This is a genomic window from Spirosoma sp. KNUC1025, assembly GCF_045160025.1.
Taxonomy (GTDB): domain Bacteria; phylum Bacteroidota; class Bacteroidia; order Cytophagales; family Spirosomataceae; genus Spirosoma.
Window position 1 is genome coordinate 1,084,014 of the sequence record NZ_CP087139.1, and the last position, 24,207, is coordinate 1,108,220.

The 24,207-nt window shown below is 49.8% G+C and carries 13 protein-coding genes and 2 pseudogenes; 2 read left to right on the forward strand and 13 right to left on the reverse strand.

The features are described from left to right. Positions 1-2 precede the first annotated feature (2 nt). The 13 genes and pseudogenes from LN737_RS04720 to LN737_RS04780 all read right to left on the reverse strand — a co-directional run bounded on the left by LN737_RS04720 (position 3) and on the right by LN737_RS04780 (position 21,609). Positions 3-1,166 (reverse strand): esterase, encoded by a 1,164-nt coding sequence (locus LN737_RS04720; protein WP_405516662.1) that lies wholly within the window; start codon positions 1,164-1,166, stop codon positions 3-5. Positions 1,167-1,298: 132 nt separating this feature from the next. Further along, positions 1,299-3,385, reverse strand: a pseudogene (locus LN737_RS04725) (alpha-L-fucosidase). A gap of 2 nt (positions 3,386-3,387) precedes the next feature. Next, positions 3,388-4,287, reverse strand: coding sequence for an alpha/beta hydrolase (locus LN737_RS04730; RefSeq protein WP_405516664.1), 900 nt, complete (start codon positions 4,285-4,287; stop codon positions 3,388-3,390). A 100-nt stretch (positions 4,288-4,387) separates the two neighbouring features. Next, entirely contained in the window at positions 4,388-5,245 is an 858-nt protein-coding gene (locus LN737_RS04735) for a sialate O-acetylesterase (RefSeq protein WP_405516666.1), read from the reverse strand. Between the two features lie 41 nt (positions 5,246-5,286). Further along, positions 5,287-6,870 carry a glycoside hydrolase 43 family protein gene (locus LN737_RS04740; protein WP_405516668.1) on the reverse strand — a complete coding sequence of 528 codons (1,584 nt, stop codon included), beginning with the start codon at positions 6,868-6,870 and terminating at the stop codon, positions 5,287-5,289. Positions 6,871-7,047: 177 nt separating this feature from the next. Further along, a complete protein-coding gene (locus LN737_RS04745; protein ID WP_405520312.1) occupies positions 7,048-7,563 on the reverse strand; it encodes a VOC family protein in 516 nt (171 codons plus the stop codon). Between the two features lie 33 nt (positions 7,564-7,596). Further along, positions 7,597-9,879: a glycoside hydrolase family 127 protein gene (locus LN737_RS04750; protein WP_405516670.1), complete on the reverse strand. Its 2,283-nt coding sequence runs from the start codon at positions 9,877-9,879 to the stop codon at positions 7,597-7,599. Positions 9,880-10,064: 185 nt separating this feature from the next. Continuing rightward, a pseudogene (locus LN737_RS04755) lies at positions 10,065-11,746 on the reverse strand (glycoside hydrolase family 43 protein). 51 nt (positions 11,747-11,797) lie between these two features. After that, positions 11,798-14,254 (reverse strand): glycosyl hydrolase family 95 catalytic domain-containing protein, encoded by a 2,457-nt coding sequence (locus LN737_RS04760; RefSeq protein ID WP_405516671.1) that lies wholly within the window; start codon positions 14,252-14,254, stop codon positions 11,798-11,800. A gap of 96 nt (positions 14,255-14,350) precedes the next feature. Next, positions 14,351-16,165, reverse strand: a complete 1,815-nt coding sequence (locus LN737_RS04765; RefSeq protein ID WP_405516673.1) for a RagB/SusD family nutrient uptake outer membrane protein — start codon at positions 16,163-16,165, stop codon at positions 14,351-14,353. 13 nt (positions 16,166-16,178) lie between these two features. Further along, positions 16,179-19,643: a TonB-dependent receptor gene (locus LN737_RS04770; protein ID WP_405516674.1), complete on the reverse strand. Its 3,465-nt coding sequence runs from the start codon at positions 19,641-19,643 to the stop codon at positions 16,179-16,181. Between the two features lie 237 nt (positions 19,644-19,880). After that, positions 19,881-20,954 carry a FecR family protein gene (locus LN737_RS04775; RefSeq protein WP_405516676.1) on the reverse strand — a complete coding sequence of 358 codons (1,074 nt, stop codon included), beginning with the start codon at positions 20,952-20,954 and terminating at the stop codon, positions 19,881-19,883. A 58-nt stretch (positions 20,955-21,012) separates the two neighbouring features. Beyond that, positions 21,013-21,609, reverse strand: coding sequence for an RNA polymerase sigma factor (locus LN737_RS04780; protein WP_405516678.1), 597 nt, complete (start codon positions 21,607-21,609; stop codon positions 21,013-21,015). A gap of 539 nt (positions 21,610-22,148) precedes the next feature. Here LN737_RS04780 and LN737_RS04785 point away from each other — a divergent pair. Further along, a complete protein-coding gene (locus tag LN737_RS04785; RefSeq protein ID WP_405516679.1) occupies positions 22,149-22,943 on the forward strand; it encodes a hypothetical protein in 795 nt (264 codons plus the stop codon). After that, positions 22,940-24,205 (forward strand): glycerophosphodiester phosphodiesterase, encoded by a 1,266-nt coding sequence (locus LN737_RS04790; RefSeq protein ID WP_405516681.1) that lies wholly within the window; start codon positions 22,940-22,942, stop codon positions 24,203-24,205. The genes LN737_RS04785 and LN737_RS04790 overlap by 4 nt, the downstream gene beginning before the upstream one ends. The last annotated feature ends 2 nt before the right edge of the window (positions 24,206-24,207 follow it).

Here is a 24,207-nt window from a genome sequence, read left to right on the forward strand (position 1 = left end):
GTTTAGGGTTGAAATAGTAACGGTGTAGTCGCGGCTACGTACGTTTTCACGTTCATCCAGGTGTGACCACCGTCGGTAATCAGGCTTTTGAAATTCACCTGTTTCGCCTTGAGGTAATCCATGAATTCTACTGTGCCCTTATACAGAAAATCATCACTTCCCACGCTCACCCACAGCAATTTCAGTTGTTTGTTGGTCTGTTCGGGTTTAGCCACGATCTGGCTGAAGTTGCCGTCCATCTCCTGGGGCGACAGATACGAGCTATAGGCACATACCCACGCAAATGTATCCATGTTGCTGAAGGCCGTGCGGAGTGTTTGGCCACCCCCGCGCGAAAACCCACCAATAGCCCGATTCTCCCGGTTGGCAATGGTTCGGTAGCTTTTCTCAATATACGGAATGACATTTTTCACCAGATCCGTCGCGAAATCATTCGCCCGTTTTACGGCGTCGGCTCCATCGCGTACGGTTGGGTCGGCGGGTTTAGAACCTCCTTTTTGTTCGGCCACCCGCGCGGCAATATTGCCGTAAGGCATCACAACAATCATCGGTTTGACTTTGCCTTCTGCCAGCAGGTTGTCCAGAATCAGGTTGGTTTTGCCGACCTTAAAAAACGTCTCTTCAGTATCGGTCGTACCACTAATGAGGTAATAAACCGGGTACTTTTTCGAAGCGTTCTGATCATATCCCGGTGGCGTATAAACGACCAGCGAGCCGGTAGTCCCTTCCATCGACGGATAATATTCGTAGGTAACAGAACCGTGGGGTACGTCGCGCATGGCGTGAATCAGGGGCGTATCACCCGGTACGTCGACCAAACTGGCTTTAAAGCGTTCGTTGGGAAAGAACGCTACGTTAGCCGGGTCCATCACCGTGACGCCATCGACGCGGAAGCTGTACGGGTAGATGTCGGGTTTGACGGGGCCGACCGTAACGCTCCAGATGCCCTGCTCATCTTTGGTCATGGGTTTCGGCCCTTTTTCAAACTGCGCGCTCAGTTCCACGGTTTTAGCCTGCGGGGCCAAATACCGGAACATAATGGTCTTGTCTGCATTCACCTGGGGCGACACCACCAACGGGCCACGGGGTGGCTGAGCCATTGCTCCCGTATACAGGCAGAACATGGCCCAAAAAAGCCACAATCGGCTGATAACTTGTTGATTCATGGTTGACTAGGGTTTAGGATTTATTTGATTATCAATAGGTTTTTTGTTTCTGGCCTTTACCCCCAACCCTCTGAAGGGGGCTTTCTCCGGCGTCAGCTAAGTCCCCTTCAGGGGGTTGGGGGTAAAAATGGCTCATTGCGTAATGACATCAACTTCCGCATAGCCCGGCGCAGAACCGTCCTGCGTTGTTTTCAAAGCCCGTAACTTGATATACCGGGCTTTGGTAGGCTCGAACGACTTAATTTGCCAGACCGGACTGTTTTTTATGTTGGAAAACTCGCCCTCACTGACCCGCTTCCAGTTGACGTTATCTGTCGATATCTCAAACTGGTAGTGAGTGATAATGCTGGCCTCTTCCCACCAGTTCTGGGCCGGTAAATACCGGAAACCCGTCAGATTTTCTTCTTTTCCCAAATCGATGATCAGGTCCGCTGGCATCACTTGGCTTTTAGGTTGATGCCAGGACGTATTGGGGTTTCCATCCAGCAACTGATACGCCGACTTGGCATCCGTGTTCACAATTTTCCAGGCGCTGTGGGCTATGTCAAATTTTTCTTCGCTGACAACGCTGCTTTGTTGCGTGAACGGGTTATAGGCAATCACCTTTATGTCGGCTTTGCCGTTGCCGGTTTTTACGGGTGCCGTGTATTTAGCGGCACTTGCGGTTGGCGTACTACCGTCGAGGGTATAATACAATTCTGATTCGGCATCCCCTGACTTGATGTGCAAATCGCCAGCCTGGTCGCGGATGATCGTAGGGGTGTCAGAATCAGAGGGGCTTTGTAGACTTCAAGATTGGAGATCAACGGGGCACCTTTGGCGTCCAGAATGGTCAGACGCAGTTGTGTGGCTTCAACGGTCGGAAACCGAAGAATACGTTTATATCCGATGGTGGTTTCTTTGGCAATCTCTTTCCAGTTGCCATCGACGAATGCCTCGACCGTAAACGATTTGACCCGTTGCCCCAGCCGGATAGGCTCCTGCACCAGAAACCGATTGATAGCCGTAGGTTTGGGGAAATGTAGCGTCAACGAGGCTTTACGAACGGCATCATCTGTAGCCCAATAGCTGTCCAGGTCCGAGTCAATGGCTTTGATGGCATCGTAAACCGCGCTTTTCCCACGTACCTGAGAGGCTGTAACACGGGCGTTTTTAGCCAGATTCAGTGCAAAGGCTTCCTTCGTGGCTTTGGCAAATGCCTGTACGGCTTTTTCATCTTTCTCGTGAATCAGACCGTTGGGCATGATCGGGAAGTTGAGCAGCAACGTAGCGTTTCGACCAATGGAATTGTAATAAATATCCATCAGTTGAGGTAAGGTTTTTACCTTTCTATCTTCCCGTTCGTGGTAAAACCATTCCGGCCGAATGGACGTATTGACTTCGCCTGGCACCCAGGCATTGCCATTTTCGACACCGTAGCGCAGCATTTTTTCGGGCACATCGCCGGTTGCATTTAATAAACTCCAGTTGGTTTCGCCCACGTACCCGGCTTCGGTACCCACCCAGCGGAGGTCGGCTCTGTCGCCCCCATCATTCCAGATGACGATCCTGGGCTGGAGTTTACGGACAAGTTTGTACGTATTGGGCCAGTCGTAATACGTTTTGGCGTCGATTTTACGCGTTTCGTTAGCTCCACCGTAATAGCCTGACCCGCCATTGGCTCCATCGAACCAGACTTCAAAAATGTCACCATAATTGGTCAGCAGTTCCGTCAATTGGTTGCGGAAATAGGTGATGTATTCAGGCTTCCCATAGTCGGCATGATTCCGGTCCCAGGGCGACAGATAGACGCCAAACTTCAGGCCATATTCTTTGCAGGCATCGGCCATTTCCCGCACAATGTCGGCCTTACCGTTACGCCAGGGTATATTTTTTACTGAATACTCCGTGTATTTCGAGGGCCAGAGACAGAAGCCGCTGTGGTGCTTGGCCGTAAAAATGATGCCTTTCATGCCAGCTTCTTTACAGATACGGGCCCATTGCCGGCAATCCAGTTTTGTTGGGTTAAACAGCTTCGGGTCTTCGTTGCCCAGGCCCCAGGCCATATCGGTATACGTGTTGATCGAAAAATGGATGAAGGCGTAGTACTCCATTTTTTGCCAACGTAGCTGGTTCTCGCTGGGAAGCGGACCAACGGGTTGGGGAGAGGTTGCCTGTGAAAACCCGGTAAGACCGGTCAACAGATAAAGTGCCAGCTGAATGAATAAAGATTTAAGCATAATTATTGGTTCTTGAGCCAATTGTTCAGTTTCATCCAGGCGAACAAAGGCTCCATCCAGCCTGGGTGCCGGAAAATGAAGCCATGATCTCCTTTGGGATAGATATGCATTTCGACAGGCACTTTCTGGCGTCGCAGGGTTTCGAAATAGGCAATACTGTTGTCGACGTCAACCAACTTGTCATCGGCGGCATGAGTCAGATACGTGGGTGGCGTATTTGCCCGTACCTGTAGCTCGTTGGAGAAAAGCTCAACGTCCTGTCGTGATGGATTTTTCCCCAGTAAATTATCATGCGAACCGTTATGCGTCAGGCTGTCACGCATGCTGATGACCGGATAAACCAGGATTTGAAAATCGGGGCGCAGGCTGGTATTATTACCGTTATCGACATACGATTTTTCGAAATGCGTGGCCGCCGTCGAGGCCAGATGCCCGCCCGCCGAGAAACCCATAATGCCTACTTTAGTGGCGTTGATGCCCCACCTGGCAGCATTCTCACGAACCAGTTTAATGGCTTGCTGGGCATCCTGCAACGGCCCGATTTTTTTGTCGGGCATAATCGCATCGCTGGGCAGGCGGTACTTGAGCACGAAAGCTGCAACGCCTTTTTCGGCCAGCGCTTTCGCCGTGTTAACGCCCTCGCCGTTGTATACGACTACGCCATAGCCGCCACCGGGAATGATGATAACTGCTGCACCGGATGCTCGCTCGGGCGCAGGCTTGAAGTACTCCAGCGTAGGTTTGGTAACCCCCTTGAATACGCCCGATTCTGCACCCGACTCCTGAACATCCGACGCTTTTGCATTAGGAACCGTACCTTCATATAGTGGAATGATTTCCTGGGCTGATGCGGCATAAGAAAGCAGACCCAGCAGACTTGCAAAAGCAGCCCATGTTCGCATTTTATCTAAACATTGTCTCCTTTTGTGGCTCATTGTCAAATGCTTGTCAGAAAAAGTAGGTTAATTATTGCTCCAAATGTTAGCGGGAATAGTTTGCTTATTAATCCACTGCGGGTACCGGATGCCCCATCAGCGCGAGCATCGTAGCGGCATAGCGTTTCCCCAGTTCACGATAGCCAGCCGCATTAAAGTGCAGGTTATCAGCTGCGTCGGCACATCCTGCGGAGGAAATCACATGGGCGTTTTTGATGGTTTGCGGGAGCGTAGCAATGATCCTGTTCATACTCGCACATTTGCCATCCTGATCCGCGTTGACCAGTTCGCCAGCCAGCAACGGCACTTTCCTAGGTTTCAGTTTCAGATCATGCATCAGATTATCGTACACTACTTTTACCTTTTGCGTCCACAACGTATCGTTGGTGTTCGACTCACCCTGGTGCAGCAGAATACCCTTGATGACGCCATCTTTCTGCGCCAGTTTCGCCATATCGACCAGCCGGGCGTACGGATTTCCGTTATAGTCGTTAAGCATGTTCTTCATCCAGCCCGGTACATTGGCGGTGTACGACTCGTAATGATCTTTGTCGAACAGTTCTATTTTGCAGCCGCCCACCGCTACGTTGATCACGCCAACCCGGACTTTTTCGGGAAGATTGGCAACCAGTTCGCGACCGAAATAATCGGCGGGAGTGAGGCCCGTCCGGCAGCGGCACAAGGGTGGAACGGCGGTATACCAATTCCCTTTTGTTCGGTTGAGCGTTGGGCAATCTACGGCTTCCATTACCTGAAACCGGTTGGTTACGTTGACCGTATCCTGAGGCTCAATTTTAGCATTACCCTCCATGTTGGACTGCCCGAAACAAAGGAAGATGTAAAAGTTTTTGTCCTGTGCCGAAGCAATATTGCCCCAAAACAGCAAGCCTGACAGAAAGATGATGGCAGAAAAGCTCTTTTTCATGGGAGGTAAGCAATAGATTGTCGACATGGTTGTTTCACACGTTAATTGGTTGCTGACTGTGAACGGGTGGCAACAATTCGGAAGTAATCGAAGTCAGCAAAACCGCCTGTTTGTTGAGTTGCGTAATTGAACAGGCCGAAGCGGTAACCCATAAAATGCGGGATCGTGTACGGCATTTTCAGCGGTTCGCCAATCGGTGTCCATACGTTGCCGTCGAGGCTGTAAAAAAACTGGGCTGTATCAGCGCGGTCTCTGAAATCACAATCCGCTTTCAGGTAAACCGTTTTCTGACCCAGCGGAACGCGCTGCACCTCGACTGGCTTGCCGGAACTGGCGCTGACCATAACAATCGACCGACTTCCATTGGCAACTTTCACGCCGACCAGGCCATAATTTTTCTGCAACAGGCACAGCCCCGCAAAGTCGCCCTCTTTCAAATTCGAGACATCGAGCAACGTAGCACCCGAACATTCGGGCCCAATAGTACGCTGGGTAAGCGTGTTTCGCGCCATCACGAACGAGGTGTCAGTGCGTCCGGTTTTCAGGCGCAGGTAGCCTTTGCGTTCCGTCACCGACCACAGGCTGTTGTCGGGATTGTGGTTCCACTGCCATACGAGCGGCAGGGCAGGATCGCCTTTTTTACGGGTAAATTCATCGGAGTTTACAAGGCCGGGAATCAGCCCCTTACCAGCGGGTAGGTTAAGCGTTTGGGGTACTTTGCCGGTTTCGCCCAGCACCGGCCAGCCATCTTCCCACTTCACCGGCACCAGATACGGAATACGTCCTACCCCGCCGAAATCGCGGAACAGATAGGCATACCACTTCCCGTCGGGCGTATCAATCAGTCCGCCCTGCGCCACGCCCAGGTCCTGTAAGCCAATCCGACCTTCCCAGGGGCCAGTGAGTTTGTCGGCCCGGTGAATAATCACCGTTCGCATGCCACCTTTTGGCCAGGAAATGTTGAACAGGTAATACTTACCCTTAATCTTAAACAGTTGCGATCCTTCGGCAGGTAAACCTCCGCCCGTGCCCGATGGTGTACTGGCATTCTCGATCAGAACCTGTTCGGTCGTGCCAGGCTTTACACCCGATGCATCGGGTGTCAGTTCGACGATTCGGAGCTTGCCCGCGCCATAAATCAGGTACGTTCGTCCATCGTCATCAAAAAACAGGCTGTGGTCGTGGTAAGAAGGCTTGAAGGAAACTTCTTTCCAGGGCCCTTTTTCGATATTTTTTGTGGTATAGATGTACGTTTTGCCCGTCGTCTGGGCGAAGGTCGTTACGTAATATGTGCCCTTGTGGTAGCGCAGGCTGCTGGCCCACGACCCGCGCCCATAGGTGCTTTTGCCGTTGGTCAGATTCAGGGCATCTACATTCGCCAGCGTATCATAGGCATACCCAACCATCTGCCAGTTCACCAGATCATTCGACTTCATGATGGGCAGCCCCGGACTCAGGTGCATGGTGGTGCTGCTCATGTAGTACGTGTTACCCACCCGAATCATGGCCATATCCGGTACGTCGGCAAAAACGACCGGATTCTGAGCCGTTTGTGCTATCGTTACCACGTAGCTCAGCAGTACCCCAACTGCCAGCAGACCGTATCGAAAAAAAGTAGGCTTCATCTATCTAAAGAGCGAAAGAATGAATGAGCAAAATCGGATTGCTAGAAACTGTCTGAAAACCCCTAAATCCCCTAAAAGGGACTTTTCTCCTTCTCGAACAAAGTTTCCTTTAGGGGATTTAGGGGTTTTCAGACCAGCTAAGTAATAATTTTCAGACTGTTTCTTAAGCTTTGGCTACTACAGTGGGCCGATCAGTTCTATAAAAGTCCCGTCGGGGTCCTGCACAAAAACGAACTGCGCCTTGTCGTTCAAGGGTGTGGGCGTACTGCCCAGAAACGGTACGTTCATCTGCCTGAGCCTGTCAATGATTGGTTGCAGCGCTTTCACCTGGATGGTAATGTACTGCATGCCCGTATCGTCCTGAATGTGTTTAGGCTTGGGGTGTGCGGGTTTACTACCGAAACTCATCAGCTTCCAATCGGTAGCTTCTGGGCTATTTTCGAGCTTCAGAATGGTTACGTTCGTAGCTTTACCATTGGTCAGGCCGGATCGTTTGCCAAAATCTTCGTTGATGGTGAAGCTGCCCGTTTTGACCATACCGATGCCGTTCACGTAAAAATCCAGCGAGCGGTCGAGGTCGGCAACCACCACCCCAACGCCAATTGTTTTGCTGGTAAAGTTGGATTGCGCCAGAGAATTGAATACACACCCAAAGAGCAATAGTGTTATTTTGACACATTTATAGATACTCATCATCCTTTTGTTCCTATTTAAGTGAATCTTACGTTACTGTGTTACAAGTCTGATTTGATTGAACCGAGGGGTACTCTTCTCATTTCGTGCCGTGATTTTCAGTGAAATCACATCTTGGCTGTCTGCCCTAAGCCGAATCGTTTTCCCCTCAGATGAAATTAGTTCGGCGGATTTTTCATTGATCAGGAAGTCTACATTGTCCAGCCTGATATCGTCTAAAGCACGGATGTCAATGTATTTACCCACCCGATTTTTGTTCTGTAACTGATAGGCAATTGACGAGCGGGTACGTCTCCAGAACTGTTCGTCATCGTAGCCGGAATCGCTCTTTTCGCCCTTGTACTGGTGATCAACTTCAGGTTGCTGTTCCCCGCAATTCACCTTGTCGACTGTGTTGGCTTCCAGTGCAATTGCCTCTGCTTCCTGCTGTTTCAGCCGGGTTTTCTGTTCGTCAAAAGCGGCTTTGGAAAAGGTCTGGAAATACATCTGATAGCGGGCATCGTGTACCTCATAAAACGGTTGCAGCGTTAGCGAATCCAGACGAAAACGGAGCCTGTCAATGGGTTTAAGTTGATTCAGGTACGTTGCTGGGTTGCCCACAAGCGCATAGGCATTGGTGAGCGGATAGAGTTTGCCTTTCGTTTCGTGCCCCATCCGGCTATCATCAGCAAAAAGCCCGGTCAGGTCATTCGTTGAGGTCTTGGCAGCCAGCACGACAGGGCCTTTCACAAAGGCCGCCCAGTTGGAGCCGTCGGGTAGATATTCCAGCCGCGTCGAGGTCGTAAAACGGACAATTATTTTATCTCCCGACTTCCATTTCCGACGAACGGCGACATAACTGGCTGGTTTTGCATCGACTGGTTGCGCCTTGCCATTCACCAGAATGGCGAAGTTCTCGGCCCATTTGGGGTAGCGGATGTTTACAGAAAATTCCTGTGGTTTTGTTGTCTCGATAACCAGCTCCGACTGGTTCTGGTACGGAAATTCAGTGCGCTGAGTTAGCTTACTATTTTTGGCAGTCCAGTTCACCGTCGATGGGATAAACAGGTTGACGTACAAGTCGTTGGCCGAATGGCTGTAGATCAGTTCGCCGTATTTCGTGTGATTTTCCAGGCCCGATCCCACGCAGCACCACATGCTGGTTTCTGGTTGTGAGTACACCCGGTAATGGTTGGGCCGGATGGGAGTAAAATACACAAACCCACCTTTCTGCGGGTGCTGACTTGGCAGGATATGGTTGTAAAGCGACCGCTCGTAAAAGTCTACATAACTCAGGTCATTTTTATCCAGAAACAGGGCTTTGCTCAAACGTAACATATTGAACGAGTTGCAGGTCTCCGGTCCTTGATTCGACCGTAGTAGTTGGCCGAAATCCGTTGTCGGGTTGAAATGCTCGCGGACGCTGTTTCCGCCAAAAGCTACGCTGCGGGTCTGCGATACGTTTTGCCAGAAATAAATGGCGGCTTCCGACCAGTCGGTCCTACCCGTCAGCGTTGCGATTTTCTCGAACCCGATTACCTTCGGAATCTGCGTATTGGCGTGCAATCCCGTCAGTTTATCCTGTTTTGCCAGTAGCGGTTCCAGAAGTGCCCGGTGCGAAATCCGCTGCGCCGTTTCAAGGTATTTTTTGTCGTTGGTCAGTACGTACAGATCGGCGAAGGTTTCGTTTATACCGCCATGTTCGGTACGCAATACCTGCTGAATCTGCTCGTCGGACAGGGGTTTGATTAACTCAACAAACCAGTCGCCCAAACCGATGAGCACCTGTTTTGCCTGCTGATTCCCGGCGTACTCGTAGGCGTCACGCAGACCCGCAAACAGCTTGTGAATGTTGTAGAGCGGCACCCAGGTGTTGTTCAGCCCGAAGCTGCTGCCGTCGATATCGCCTTTGTGAATACGCTCCCAGAAAACCTTGCCCTGCGGAATACCACCAACGTACCCAGTACCGTTTTTAGCCTGGCAGCGAGCCAGTTGGCCGACCATATAGTCGAGCCGCTTTTTCATCTCAGCGTTCCCGGTCGAGGCATACATCATCGCCAGTGCCGACAGGTAATGCCCGCCGATATGCCCATCCAGCCCCGAGCTTTCCCAGTTGCCGTAGCGTAGGGCTTTCACCGGCAATCCAGCATCGATCAGGTACGGAGCGAGGAGCTTATCCGGGTTAAGAGCCAGGATATATCGCAGGTCAACGTCCTGTGCATTCTTAAACGGCCCGCCTGTAAGCCTCACCTCCTGCAAGGCAAAGGGCTGCATCTGAGCCAGGGCCGTAACGCTGAGCAGAAGCAGGAGGGCGATATGGAATACGTTGGTTTTCAAGGGTAACGCTGTGTTTTGATCATCGATCCAATGGGTCCTCATCATGGCCGTCAGGTATGCACTTTGTAACTATTTTCTTCACCGTATATCGTGCTGTGACGTATTTGCCGTGTTGTCAGTTTTGAGAAACTGACTGCACGACATAATGCAACACAACACGACGAGCCAATGCAGATTTGCTCCGTTTACTTCTTGTACATCGGATCGTCGCCTTTATAGGTTAGGTACTGGAAAGACGCCGAGTTGCTAGTTGGTTCACCCGACGACGTAGCGTACATGCCGTACAGACACCCAATGAAGCCGCCCGCTTCTTTCGTACTCAGAAATTTGGCGTCTACATTATCTTTCAGGACTTTCCAGTTTTTGGCATCTTCCGAATATGAGAAGCTGTACGTTCCTCCCTGAGACGCGATACGCAGGCCCACCTTACCGGCCTTTGTCGTTAAGGGAATCTCCGTTAGCAATTCCATGGACTTTTCTTTAGGCTTTCCTTTAAACAGTTGCAGTACACTTTTGCCCTCCGCTATCGATTGGCACAGGTAGTAGAAGTGACTCTCATCCTGAAAAATAATAAGGCCCGCCTTTTCCTTGTCTGACTTGGGCGTGAAGCTTAGTTCAGTTTCAGCCATACTATACAGGTGCTGCTGCCGCTTGCCAATGAAGGACGGGTTACCCATGTCCATAACCGTTTCGGGCTTTAGTTTTAGGGTAAGCCCCTCTTTTTCGACAACGAAAAGGAGTTTTTGTCGATGGTCCGCATAAATAACAGCGCTGGATCGAGCGTTTTATCGAAGCGGAGTGTATACTCGAAATTGCCTGATTGTGGCAATGCATCTTTCTGTTTTACTTCGTTAAACGTAACGGGATACGAATACTTAATTACTTTGTTATCGGGGTCTACAATCGGCCACTCATCCTTCCAGGTGACGGGCGCGATAAACGTCTCACGGCCGGTATTGTAGTAGTCGCCTTCGTAAGGCCGCACGGCCAGAAAGACAGCGTACCATTTTCCGTCGGGGCCCTCCACAAACTGAGCGTGACCAGCTGATGTAATGGGATCTTTCCGGTCGGCAGGCAATCCACGCTGGGTTAAAATTGGGTTGTTCTCATAAGGAACAAAAGGTCCCCAGACCGATTTAGACCGGAAGACCACTTCGGTATGGTTAATTGACGTACCGCCTTCAGCTGCGTAGAGATAGTACCAGTCCTTCACCTTCATGATGTGAGGAGCCTCGATCCAGACGGGCTTTTTCGAGAGGTCGACTCCACCGTTCACCAGTTGTTTTTCTTCACCAACCACTTTCAGGTTCTTGTAGTCCAGTTCATAAATGCGGATCGTCCGGTGGCCTGAATACAACGGCTTACGGTCGGGGGCGTCACTGTTGTAAATGATGTACGCCTTATCCGTTGCTTCATCGAAATACAGAGATGGATCAATTCCGCGTACCTCAGGAACTCTGACCGGATCGCTCCACGGTCCAGCGGGGTTTTTAGCTGTCGCTATGAAGTTGCCGTCGTGGTCGATGTCCGTACAGGTAACGTAGAACGTGCCTTTGTAGTAATGAATAGCCGGCGCAAAGAGACCGCGGGTCAAGCGTTCACCCATGAAATCCATCTGCGACGGCCGGTCGATGACATTACCAATCTGTTTCCAGTTTTTCAGGTCTTTGCTGTGCAGAACCGGGATACCGGGAAAATAGGAGAACGTCGAGTTGACCAGATAATAATCGGTTCCTACCCGCACAATGCTCGGATCGGGATAAAATCCAGTCAGGATGGGATTAACGAGCGTAGTTTGAGCAAAATCCTTTTGGGTCAGAACCAGACTAAGCGTTGCGAAAAGAGCCGTAAAAAGGCGATTTTTCATGAAAGTACGTTTGGGTTAATTGTTTCAACCTATTCAGCTTTTGTTACCAAATTATTGAGCCACCAGCGTATATACCTTACCAGGCTGGGTTACTAAATCGTACAGCATTGTTTCTTTCAGTGCGGGCGGGGTGAGGCTGGCTTGTGCGGAAATAATCGGCGTCGGCGTAGTCTCGATTACGTAAAACGAATTGGTATTCGGACCGGATGCCTGTTTCAGGACCGCGCCATTTGCTTTTATCGCATTCGGAACGCGCAATCGAAGATTACCGCCCAGATTCGATTTGACAGCTACCTTATTTAGTTTGCCGTCTTTCCATTCCATGCTGACGACTTCGAAGCCACCTCGTGCCCGCAGTCCACTGATACGGCCGGTTGGCCAGACATCGGGAAGAGCAGGCAGCAGATGAAGACTACCATCGCTGCTTTGCATAAGCATTTCGGTGATCCCCGACGTACAGCCAAAATTTCCGTCGATCTGAAACGGCGGGTGCGCGTCGAACAGATTATTATACGTACCGCCACCATCTTTGTTGACGCCCAGTGGCGTTAGTTGACTCTGAATCAGCGTATACGCGTGGTTGCCATCCTGAAGTTTGGCCCACCAGTTCACTTTCCAGCCCATGCTCCAGCCCGTCGATACGTCGCCCCGCTGAATCAGGGAGGTCCGGGCGGCACTGAACAGGCCGGGGGTTCGGTATGCCGAAATTTGATTGGACGGAAACAGTCCGTACAGGTGGGAAATGTGCCGATGCTTGTCGTTGGGATCGTCTACATCGTCCAGCCACTCCTGCAACTGACCGTACTGACCGATATGCATGGGGGGAAGTTTGCTACGTTTCTGTTTCAGCATAGACACAAAATCAGCATCTTTTCCCAGCGTCTCAGCGGCACGTATGGCTGTACTGAACACATCGAACACAATCTGATTGTCCATCGTTGTTCCGGCATCCAGCGAGGAGCCGCCGTGGGCTTTCGGCGCGTTTTCGGGCGACGTCCCCGGATTCACCACCAGCCAATGATATTTGGGATGTTCGACCAGAAAATCAGCGTAGAACTGGGCGGCCCCTTTAAAAATTGGATAGACAGACGCCAGATACGTCTTATCGCCATTGTAAAGGTAATGTTCCCAGAGATGCTGGCTGGTCCAGCCGCCCCCAGCCGTCCACATGCCCCAAAAGGCTCCATCGACTGGTCCGTTGATCCGCCAGATGTCTGTATTGTGGTGTGCCATCCAGCCGCCGGCTCCGTACATGACTTTAGCGGTTTCCTGCCCCGTTTCCGACAACTCCCTGACCATTCTCAGAAACGGTTCGTGCAGTTCGGCGAGAGCCGTTTTCTCCGCTGGCCAGTAGTTCATCTGGGCGTTGATGTTGATGGTGTACTTACTGTCCCAGGGTGGCCGCATCTTGTTATTCCAGATACCTTGCAGATTAGCTGGCTGCCCACCTGGTTGTGAGGATGAAATCAGCAGATAGCGCCCATATTGATAGTATAGCGTAACCAGTTGCGGGTCATTGACCGACCGGAAATTGCTCAGCCGTTCGTCCGTAGGGAGTTTGGCGGCATCCGTAAGGCCTAAATCAAGATTGACCCGGTTAAAGTATTTCTGATACGCAGCAACGTGCGGATTCAAAATTGCCGCAAATGATTTGGGATACGCTTTATTCAGATACGTAGCAGCCCGTGCGTTTTCGTCTCCGCCAAGGTCTTTGTAAGTATTGAAATTGGTAGCAATCGCAACGTAAATAGTGGCAGCATTGGCTCCCTTCACCGCCAGCGTAGTGTCGTTGGCAGCCAGCGTGCCCCCTTCGGTTTTAATGCGGGCAATCCCTTTGAACTTCACCATGCCTTTTACGCCTTCATGGTCCTGGGTAGTACCAGCGATGGTAAGCTCGTTGGCAGGCGTTGTTTGAATGGATGATGTGGTATGCTGGGTAGAAAATGAAGCGGAAAACGAAAGCTGGCCCGGTTTACTGGCCGTTAAATGAATAGCGACTACGTTGTCGGGAAACGAGGTCAGCATTTCCCGGGTGTACGTTACGTCGCCGACGGTGTACGTGGTTTTGGCTACGGCTCTCTCAATGTCCAGTTCGCGATAATAGTTGGTATAGGCGTTGTGCCCATCAAAGGTAAGATTCAGATTGCCAACGGGTTGAAACATCTGCCCGTGCGACTTTTTGGTCAGGATGGATTTATTGGCCAGTTGCTCGGCTTCTTTTTGCTTTCCGTCGAAAATCAACTGACGGATTTCGGGCAGAGCAGCCAATGCATCCGGGTTGTCGTTCCGGTTGGGGCTACCCGACCATACGGTATGTTCATTAAGCTGAATGGTCTCTCTGGCTACGTTTCCATAGACCATCGCCCCCAGCCGACCATTCCCGATCGGCAGCGCATTCTCCCACACAGCATTGGCTGGTTTGCTATACCAGAGTTTAAGGGCAGACGTGTTTTGGGAAAAACCGGCCTGGAACTGAAACAGAAGAAAAAGGTAGACAACTAATCGCATGGGCCTGCTGGCGTTATGTATGAACATTTACGTAAAAGAAGTAAGAAGATCATCCGGTAATCCTCTTACTTCTTTTGAAGCATTAAATCCCGTTTCTTAATAACCGGGATTTTGCGGAAACTTCGGCCCCTCGACCACTCGGTCGATCTGGGATTGCGGAATGGGACGTAGCATATGAAAATCCTGGATATAAGGAGCTGCTTCCGGATTCCAGGCTTTCACACGACGAACCAGCGAACGGGTACGTACCAAATCATGCCAGCGCTGCCATTCGCCGAACAGTTCGCGGGTACGCTCGTCCAGAATGAAATCTACCGTTACGTCGTCTGCGGTAATGGTCATGGCTGTTGCAGCGGCAGCATTTTGAGCGGCCGTATTGGTTTTCCGGTAAGCAGACCGCTGCCGTACTACGTTAAGCAGCGCAGCCGCTTTGGTCGCGTCACCGGCTTTCAGGTACGCTTCAGCCCCTGTCAGGTACACATCCGAAAAGCGGTATAATACACAGGGCCGGGTCGATGGGTCGTTGAAATTGGCGCCCCGGCTAGGGTCCATGAATTTTTTCAGCGCTGGAAAAATTCCATTATCCCATAAGCTGGGAGGTACAACCAGTCCTTTGAAAGGTCTTGTGCCGATGAACTGGGGCGCGCCTTCAACTTCAAAGTCGGGCAACCAAACGGCCGTATCTGCCCCTACTACGGTTGTATAGCCGATCCCCCGCTTATTGTTGGCAGCCGTAGGTGTATTGGTAACAGCCGTATTAGAAATATAAACCGTGTAAAACGAATTTATAAATCGCGAGTCAACATCCCGTTTGGTAAATGCCTGATCCAGAAAGTAGTTCTTACCGGCATTAGCGCCTGAAGGCCATTTGTAGCTGTTTGGGCGCATACGGGTATAAGGGCGTCCATACTGCGAATCCCGGATCATCAGCGAGGTGCCACTGTTCACATAAGCTCCCGCAGCACTTCTGAAGGAATTGATGCCGCTATTGTTTGGGTAATTCCAGTTGGTAAACCAGGGCGTGAGGTTTTGAGCCGCTCCACCACCAGCGGCCGCACCCACCTGATAATAGCCATATTTTGGATCGAGTACGTGATCGCTGACAAACATGGTTTCCTTCCCATAGTCGTTAGCCGGCACAAACGCATCGCTATAATCCTGCCATAGATCGAGACCGTATGCGCCTTTGTTAGCAATAATATCGGCACAGATGGAAGCTGCCTGCGTAAAATCAGCGGCTGTATTGTTCAGCCACCCACGGGTCAGATAGGCTTTGGCCAACAGCAGTTGCGCCACTGGTTTGGTAGCGGCTTTACCCAAAAAGGGAGCCGTTGGCTGGTTGGGTAAATCAGCGGCCGCTTCGGTCAGATCTTTAATGATTAATTCATACACCTGAGCAACTGGCTGACGGGAAGCTGCCTGAGAGGGTACCGTAATAAATTCGGTACTAAGCGGTACGTCTCCCCAGGTCTGCACTAGATAAAAGTACCAGAACCCCCGCAAAAACTTAGCCTGTGCCAGATACTGCTTGCGGGTAGCCTCCGGCAGATCGATCGTTTGCCCATATTTGAGTACGCCGTTCAGGGTGTTGATGTCCTGAAAGGCTACGCCCCAGGCCGACCCGAAGTTGCTTCCGTTCAGGCCATTATAGGTATACGGGGGCACTCCTCCGCTACTGGCCCCCTGTAGAAACTCATCGGTGCCAGCCTGCATTTCTACCGTGAACCCTTCCGTGCCCCATTGACCCCGGATGTCGTTGTAGACACCGGCAATCCCGCCCAATACGCCGGCAGGGCTATTGAAGTAAGAAGGAACAATTTGTGATTGCGGATTCTCCTGTAATATTTTTTCGCAGCCCGTATTGAACAAGGCGACCAGGCCGATTATGGTCCAAGCTTTTATTGTCTTCATTGTCTATCAATGATTAGAATTTAAGATTTACCCCAAGCGTGAATTGACGGACAGGTGGGTTATTCAGGTTTACAGCGACCTGACGTTCCGGCGTACCGCGTTCGCTGGCGCCCTGCGGGTTCAGGGTCGACTGACCACTGGCATAACTGTTTCCTTCCGGATCGACAGCCAGTTTCTGGCTAACCAATGGCGAATAAAGAATTAACGGATTGGTAGCATTGAAATAAACCCGGGCCGAGTTCATCCCAATTTTTTTGATCAGCGCGCTGGAAAAGGTGTAGCCCAGGTTAATACTTCTGACTTTTATGAACGAACCGTCGTAATAGCCTAACGTAGAGCCGAAATAAGCGACCGCACTACCGGCATCGGGCGCGGGGAAAGCATTGGTTGGGTTGGTTTCTGTCCAGTAATCGGTTTTTACCTGGTTTACCCGGCCCTGATTGTAGAACGCGAAACCGCCTGAACCCGTAGAATTGCCGGTTAGGTAAGGCACGATAACCTTCATCCCCATGCGGGCAAAAGTCACAACTGACAGATCAAAGTTTTTGAAGCTGAATCGGTTCGTTATGCCTCCCTCCCAGGTGGGCTGGAAATTGCCCAGAATCTGCCGATCAGCCGGATCAATCTTGCCGTCGCCATTCACGTCTTCCACCCGGATTTGACCAGGGAACTGAACCGGTGAGGTCTGTTTGGCCAACGTACCATTTTCTTTATCCGATGTCTGCCAGATGCCAATTTTCTTGTAGTCGAAAATGACCGAAAGGGGCTGTCCCACAAACCAGCCTGCCCCTAGATTGGACAGTTCGGTTGGGGTTGTGAGCTGCGTAATTTTCTCCCGGTTAAAGAAATACGTTAAATCAGCACTCCAGTTGAAGCCTTTCGGGTTCCTGAAAATCTCAAATGTCAGCGCGGTCTCGAGTCCCTTGCCTTCCGTTCGACCTAAATTTTTTAAGGTCGAACCGGCTCCGTTGCTGGGGGGCAACGGCACCGATAATAGAATATCTTTCGTTTGCTGGTGATACCAATCGACCGAACCTGTAATCCGGTTGTTCAGGAAACCAAAGTCAATGCCAAGATCCACCTGTGAGGTCGACTGCCAACCCAAACCTGTAGCAGGCAGACTGGTCACTGTGTACGCCAACTGCTGACCGGCTGTACCCGTACCGAAATTATAATAGCCAGCCGATAATGCTCCCAGAGTCGAGTAAGCGCCTACGTTTCTATTGCCGGATAACCCCCAGCTACCCCGCAGTTTCAGGTTCGATATGAAAGGGACTTCTTTCATAAAGCCCTCCTCGATTATGTTCCAGCCAGCTCCAATCGCCGGATAGTTGAAATACTGGTTGCCGGGCGATAAGGTAGAAGAACCGTCTCGTCGCAGTGTCAGGGTCAACAGATAGCGATCATTGTAGCTGTAGTTCACCCGACCCATGTAGGAAAGCAGGCCGAGTTCTGAAAATGAGTTGCCAAAGTCCGAATTGGCAACAGGTGTTCCGGAAGCCAGCGAGAAATTAGACGTCTTAATATAATCGGCCGGAACCCCCGTTATCGTAAATCGGCTACCTAGTGAATGGTTTTTCGTAATCTCATACAGCCCGGTAACGCCTATTCTATGTTTTCCAAACGTCTTATCATAATACAGCAGGTGCTGGAGGTTGATGTCCCAGTATTCTGTATTGCTGATTTCAGCATTGGAAGACGACTGAACCGTAGCCGAGTTGAAATAGGTAAGTGGCCCATTATACCCATTGTAGTTCGACTGGCTGAAATTCAGCCCCGCATTCATCCGATAACGCAGGCCGGGCAAAATATTTACCTCTGCGTATAAGCTATTAAACGTCCGTAATGCCCGTGTACGCCCCAGATACGAATCGGTTTTGGTAATGATCGTTAACGGGCTTACTCCGGCGGCATCAATGGAGCCTTCTGCCGGGAACAGGTTCACCGTACCGTCGGCATTATAAGGCGCTGCCAATGGCGTTGTACGCACCAAACCACCCGGAATACCACCCCCACCCGGTGTATTGGTATAGGTAAGGGTATTTAGCGTATTCAACCCAAACTTGATACGCTTGCCAAGGCGTTGATCAATTGTGGCCCGGATGGTGTAGCGTTCAAACTTTTGACTGGGAATAATCCCTGTCTCATTGAAATACCCCAGACCCATCGAATACTGCGTATTCTCTACTCCTCCCACCATACTCAACTGATGGTTGGTGTTAAAGCCGGTTTTGTAAAGCAAATCCTGCCAGTCGGTTGAAATACCGGCCGCCAGAGCATCTTTTTCTTTCTGCGTAAGTGGATAGGCGGTCGTGCCAGGGCTGGTGCGGTTGTATTTGGTCGCATCATCCTTAAACTGGGCATATTCCTGTCCATTCATTACGTTAAATTTGCCCATGATAGTAGTCACCCCGTGGTAACCATCATAGCTGAATACCGGCTTCCCGATTTTTCCCCGTTTGGTAGTAATCAGAATAACGCCCCCCGACCCCCTCGATCCGTAAATGGCCGTAGCCGAGGCATCTTTCAGAATTTCGAGGTTAGCGATATCATCCGGGTTTATATCATTGAGTCCGCCATAAGGTATTCCATCAACAACGACCAATGGCCCATCAAGACCATCACTCCCGCTGGAACTGGTGGTCAGGGTTCTGTTGCCTCTAATTCTGATCTGCCCTTGTGAACCCGGTGTAGACCCGTTGCTGACGACCGAAACGCCAGCCGCACGGCCTTTCAACTGGTTTACCAGGTTAGGAGCGGGTACTTCCTTTAAGGTGGCTTCGTTAACCGAAACTACTGAACCTGTTACATCCCGTTTGCGCTGGGTTCCGTAACCGACTACCACTACCTCATTAAGCGTTTTGTCATCAGCAGCCAGGGTAATGTTAATAACCGATCGAGTCCCTACGGTTGCCTCCTGTGTAGCGTAGCCGATAAACGAGAAAACAAGTACTGTGCTGGCCTCATCCGGAATAGAAAGTTTATAATTTCCGTTGCCATCCGAAGTGGTACCCCGCGTCGTATTCTTTATCTGGATATTTACACCTGGTAAACCTTCCCCATTTTCGGCCGTGACCCGTCCGGTAATTTGCTTATCCGCAGCCGCTTCCGCATTAAATTCACTCGACGCATTTTGCTGAAGCTGCGTTGGGGGCGCCGTGTCTCTTTTTATGACAATCTGCTGGCCTACGACTTCATAACTCAGATTAAGTGGCGTCAGGATACGATCCAATACCTGCGAAAGTTGTTCATTTTTCGCCTGATAATTGACTTTCCGCTTCGACTGGATGATTTCGCGGCTGAATAAAAATTGAACGCTCGTCTGCTTTTCTATTCGCCGGATCGTGACCTCAACATCCTCATTTTGGGCTGAGATACTGACTCGTCGACTGAGAAGTTCCTGGGCTCTGCCGTCAAGGGCAAAGCCTATGTTGGTTAAGGTAAGGGCAAGTAAGATTTGCAGGCTTGAAATTCTCATAATCCTGATCCAAACATTGCGATTGATGAAACGGTAATGCATACATTTATGCGTTTTTGTAAGTTTTAGGAAAAAAGGACAAAAACATGTCCCTCTTCTAAGCGAAGAGACAATGTGTCTGGTACACACATTTGAGGACATTCGAGCGATAGTGTTGGTAGCACTATCGCTTTTCTGTTAAAAAAGGATAGTTTTTATGCCATAAATAATAGAGTTGTTTAGAGGTGAAAAGAACGATCAATGGCAACCATGGCTATGAATAATCACTTGATTGTCAGCGATCTCATATGTAGATTCAATAGTCAGGCAGATAAGCCGTATTTTCTCCAGAAACGGGACGTCGTTGAGTTGCCCGGTAAAAGTGCACCTGATCAGTACGTGTCGGTCGTATTGAATAGGCATGTTGTAGCTGGATTCCAGTTGCGCAAATACGTCTGACACAGGCATGAATTCGAAACTAAATTGCTGATTAACGATTCCTGACGAATTGTCTTTTGATGGGATAATGGCTCGTTTGACGACCTTATCGGTTCTGGTTTCAAACCTGAGCTGTTCATTTTTTGTCAGCAGAACCGTTTGGCCAAGGGAGTCGATCGGAGTAACCGAAACATTTCCTGTTTTAACCTTCACATAAGCAGCCGGCTCTTTAGTAAAAGAACGTATCTGAAAGCTGGTACCCAATACTTTTGTAGTCAGGCTGGTTGTGTAAACAATGAAAGGCCTGGCCGGATTTTTGGTCACTTCAAAAAAACCTTCTCCCTGCAGATATACCTCCCGTAGCGTATGTATGTTCTGCTTATGGAAACGTACCTGACTGCCCGTTGACAGTAGTACAGAGGAGTTGTCAGGCAGCAGCACGACCAGGGGTCGACCGGTATCGTTCTTTACAATCTTCCAACTGGTGTCGCGTATTGGCTGCATTTCCTGTTTACTGGCTACAGGGAGCCGTCCGGAAAGAGGGTTGCCCAGTTGCCAATAAAGAAGTAAACCAATTACTGCCGCTGCCGCTACCCACCGACCCCACTGCCAGCCCCAGAGAGGCTTCACAACCGTGGGGGTGTCAGTAAGCTGATTTAGAATTTCTTCTGTTTTAGCGTTTACTTGCTGGCTAGAGTCCGAGAAATGGCTCCCCTGGAGCACTAAAAACGTGGCGACTGCCTGTTCGTAAAGATCTCGTTTGTCGGGATGCTGTCTTAACCATGCCTGCCAGAGTACCCGATCTTCCGGCCGCCGTTCTGTGACCCAAGTCCGAAAAGCGTCGTTCGTTAAGAAGTCGTCAATACTTGAGAGGTGTTCAGGTAGCAGGCTCATTGGTACTTTTCTACTATTTTTATTGATAGTATGAAGTTTTGATCTGCCTATACCCTTCTCAAAGTAAATATTTTTGAAAAAAAATACAAATCGTTGGAAGTGTGTGAACAAGCCACTGGCTCCGAAGCTTGTTGAGTGCTTTCTGAAGAAAATTAGAGACGGACTGACGGTTTACATTCATGACCTCAGCAATCTCCGGTATGGATAGATTTTCGTAATAACGAAGGTACAACGCTTCCCGCTCGCGAGCGGGAAGAGAAGCCAGTTGACTCTGGATTATCTTCGTCATACTGACAAGAGACTCCTGACGAATCAATAACGTTTCGGAGTCAATATCCTCCGCCATGGACGTATCCCAGTCCAGTTCTTCGTATTTCAACCGTTTCTGGGTGCGTAGATGCTGAAGAATGTGATGGCGGATTGATTTTAGTAGATAATGCCTGACCGACTCTGTTTCATTAATCTGTAATCGATTTTGCCAGAGCTGTAAAAACAATTCCTGGATGCAATCCTCAACTATGGATTCCTCAACCATAAATTTTAGTCCATAGTGTTTCAGCACGCTATAATAGCGTTCGACCAGTAGCCCTAATGCCTGTTTATCTCCCGCGCGATAGGCCTGCCATAGCGCTTGATCCTGTGGCTGGAAAGTCATGAAACGACGTTGAACGTAAGCTTATAAAAATAAAAATTATACAAATTTCATAAATTATACAAAAAATCATTTGTCGAGACAGAGATTGAGCAACTATGCGGTGGCTGCGGTACAATATACCGGCGTTTATAAGTCACGGCATCTGCTGGCATTTAAGACCAGTGTGAATAACATCTTCGCCCGATAAGTATACGTAAAGAGTTAGATTATTCGCTGCTGTAAAAATGACACTTATCTTTTAAATGTCAAAACGACACACAAAATTTTCATACCTTAATAGACTACCTATTTCGGGCGAAGTACATATTAGTAACGGGCCGGCTAATGATATATCTGACAAGGTGAAACTAAGCCAGCATTACCGATAAAAATCACGTGCCGTTTTTCAGTCGAGCGTATTTTATTAATACGTAATTAATCTTTACATGGATTAAAAGTGCTGAAATTCAATGCCTTTTTTCTGTTTTATAGATCTTTAGAACATAAAATCTCCTGCTAGGTTTACTAACCTTATACTGCCATCACTTATTTCGTCATAAATGAATGTCCAATCTATACGTATTCAATTTTGTGCGTGGATCCTGTGCCTGCTGCTGATCAGTATTTCGGCTGATGCACAACAAAGGCGGCTTCCGCAGCGGTCAAGGCGCGTGTACACGCCTGATCATCCTCGCTACGTACAGCCCGACGCACGTCAACCCGCTATTTACTTTCCGCAGGCTCCACTGCCTGGTCAGGTACGAAAATCGATCGGGTTGGTATTTACGACAACACCCCCTGAACTGACAGAAGAAATCCGTGTTAGCGTTCCCGCTATAGATTTTCATATTCAGCGAGGTCTAACAGACCATCTGTATGCAATTGGCCGTATACAAACGCAGATTGTTCAGAGCAACGTTGCTTTGGGCTTACGGTACGCGGCTCAACTCACGGATCGGCTCTACATCGCGCCTGGCTTCGATGCTACAGGCTGGTTTGGCGCTTTGCAGATCAAAGATGTGTTTAACAGCCAGGCTTATGGTGTACAAACGTTTCCGAGTTTATCGGTGGGGTATCGATTCACGCGCGATGTTCAGTTTACGTTCAAAACGGAAGCGATTATGGATTTGTACTACCGCTCAAAAGTAGGTAATCTGGCTGTTGTGTATGACCGTCGGCAGGTGAACGGCGTAGCGTTTACGTTCATGCTGGAGCAGCCTTTTTATAATAAACAGCATGTTTTGGTAGGGTTCAGGGCCGCTTATTCAAATTTTAACTGGCAACTGTGGTCGCTCTACGATACGTTTGATCGAAATCTTTTTTACCCACAACTTCTTTTTGGTTTTATTCTGTGAGATCGGTTATTTATTGCCTGATAAGCCTGGTCATAATTCTGGCGGACGGGTGCCGCAGGAGCTATGAGGCTCCTGTGCCTTATAATTTCGCTAACAAACCTGGTGCCGGGCACTTTACGGCTTCTGTCAGGCAGGCCATGGAAGGCGTGTATACCGTAACGGACGGGGCCATCCAGTTTGGCGATCAGGTGGCCTTAAAGTGGACGTATATACTCGACGGAGCCGATACGACCCATTATCTATCTATTTTCACAGGTACTGATGCCGGGTACTTTAATCTGGAGGGCGACTCCAGCGCCGATACGTTGGTACTAAATGGCTACTGGCGAAAACTGGTCAATACCGATACGGGACTAACCCGGTTGAATGTGCGCATGAAGCACGAGGGTAAAATACAGCCGTATACCGGCCGGTTAGTGACGGGCGATACCCTTGTGATTGATGGTGTATATGGCGTAGCGGGAACCGACCCTGTTCAGAAGCTCACTCTCACGTACCAGCGCCCGCTGAATCCCAGACCCTTTGCGATTATGGCGCACCGAAGCGGAGGTCGAACGTCAGATTTACTACCCGCGTCGGAAAACTCGCTTGAAATTATCAAACTGGCTTCAAGGCTGGGCGCAACGGGGATTGAAATCGACGTACGCTATACAAAAGATGGTGTTCCTATTCTTTATCACGATAACACCTTGAATCTGCGCCTGATTCAGAAAAATGGCTTGACTGGGCCAATTGAGGATTATACGTATCAGCAGCTGAATACGTTCGTAAGGCTGATCAACGGTGAAAAAATTCCGACACTGGAAGAAGCGCTGGAAACAGTTATCAGCAATACAACGTTGAGTTTTGTCTGGCTCGACACCAAATACATTGGGCCGATGGAAAAAGTACAGGCTATTCAGCGGAAGTTTCGTGAGCGAGCTATTCTGGCACGTCGCAATCTCCGAATCGTTATTGGCTTGCCGAGTACAGATGCTGTGGACTCCTATGAGGCATTGACTGATAAGGCAAATACGCCCATTCTGTGCGAACTGGATACGGCCACAACGCTAAGCCTGGGTGCACGTATCTGGGCGCCCAGATGGACGCTGGGGCCGCAGGTACAGGAAGTTCAGGCCATGAAAGCTGCTGGCCTGACCGTTTTCGTCTGGACACTCGACGAGCCAAAATTTATTCAGGAGTTTGTTCGTCAGAACAATTTCGATGGTATTCTGTCTAATTATTCGTCAGTTGTTGCGTATTACCACTACACAGAGCAGTAAGT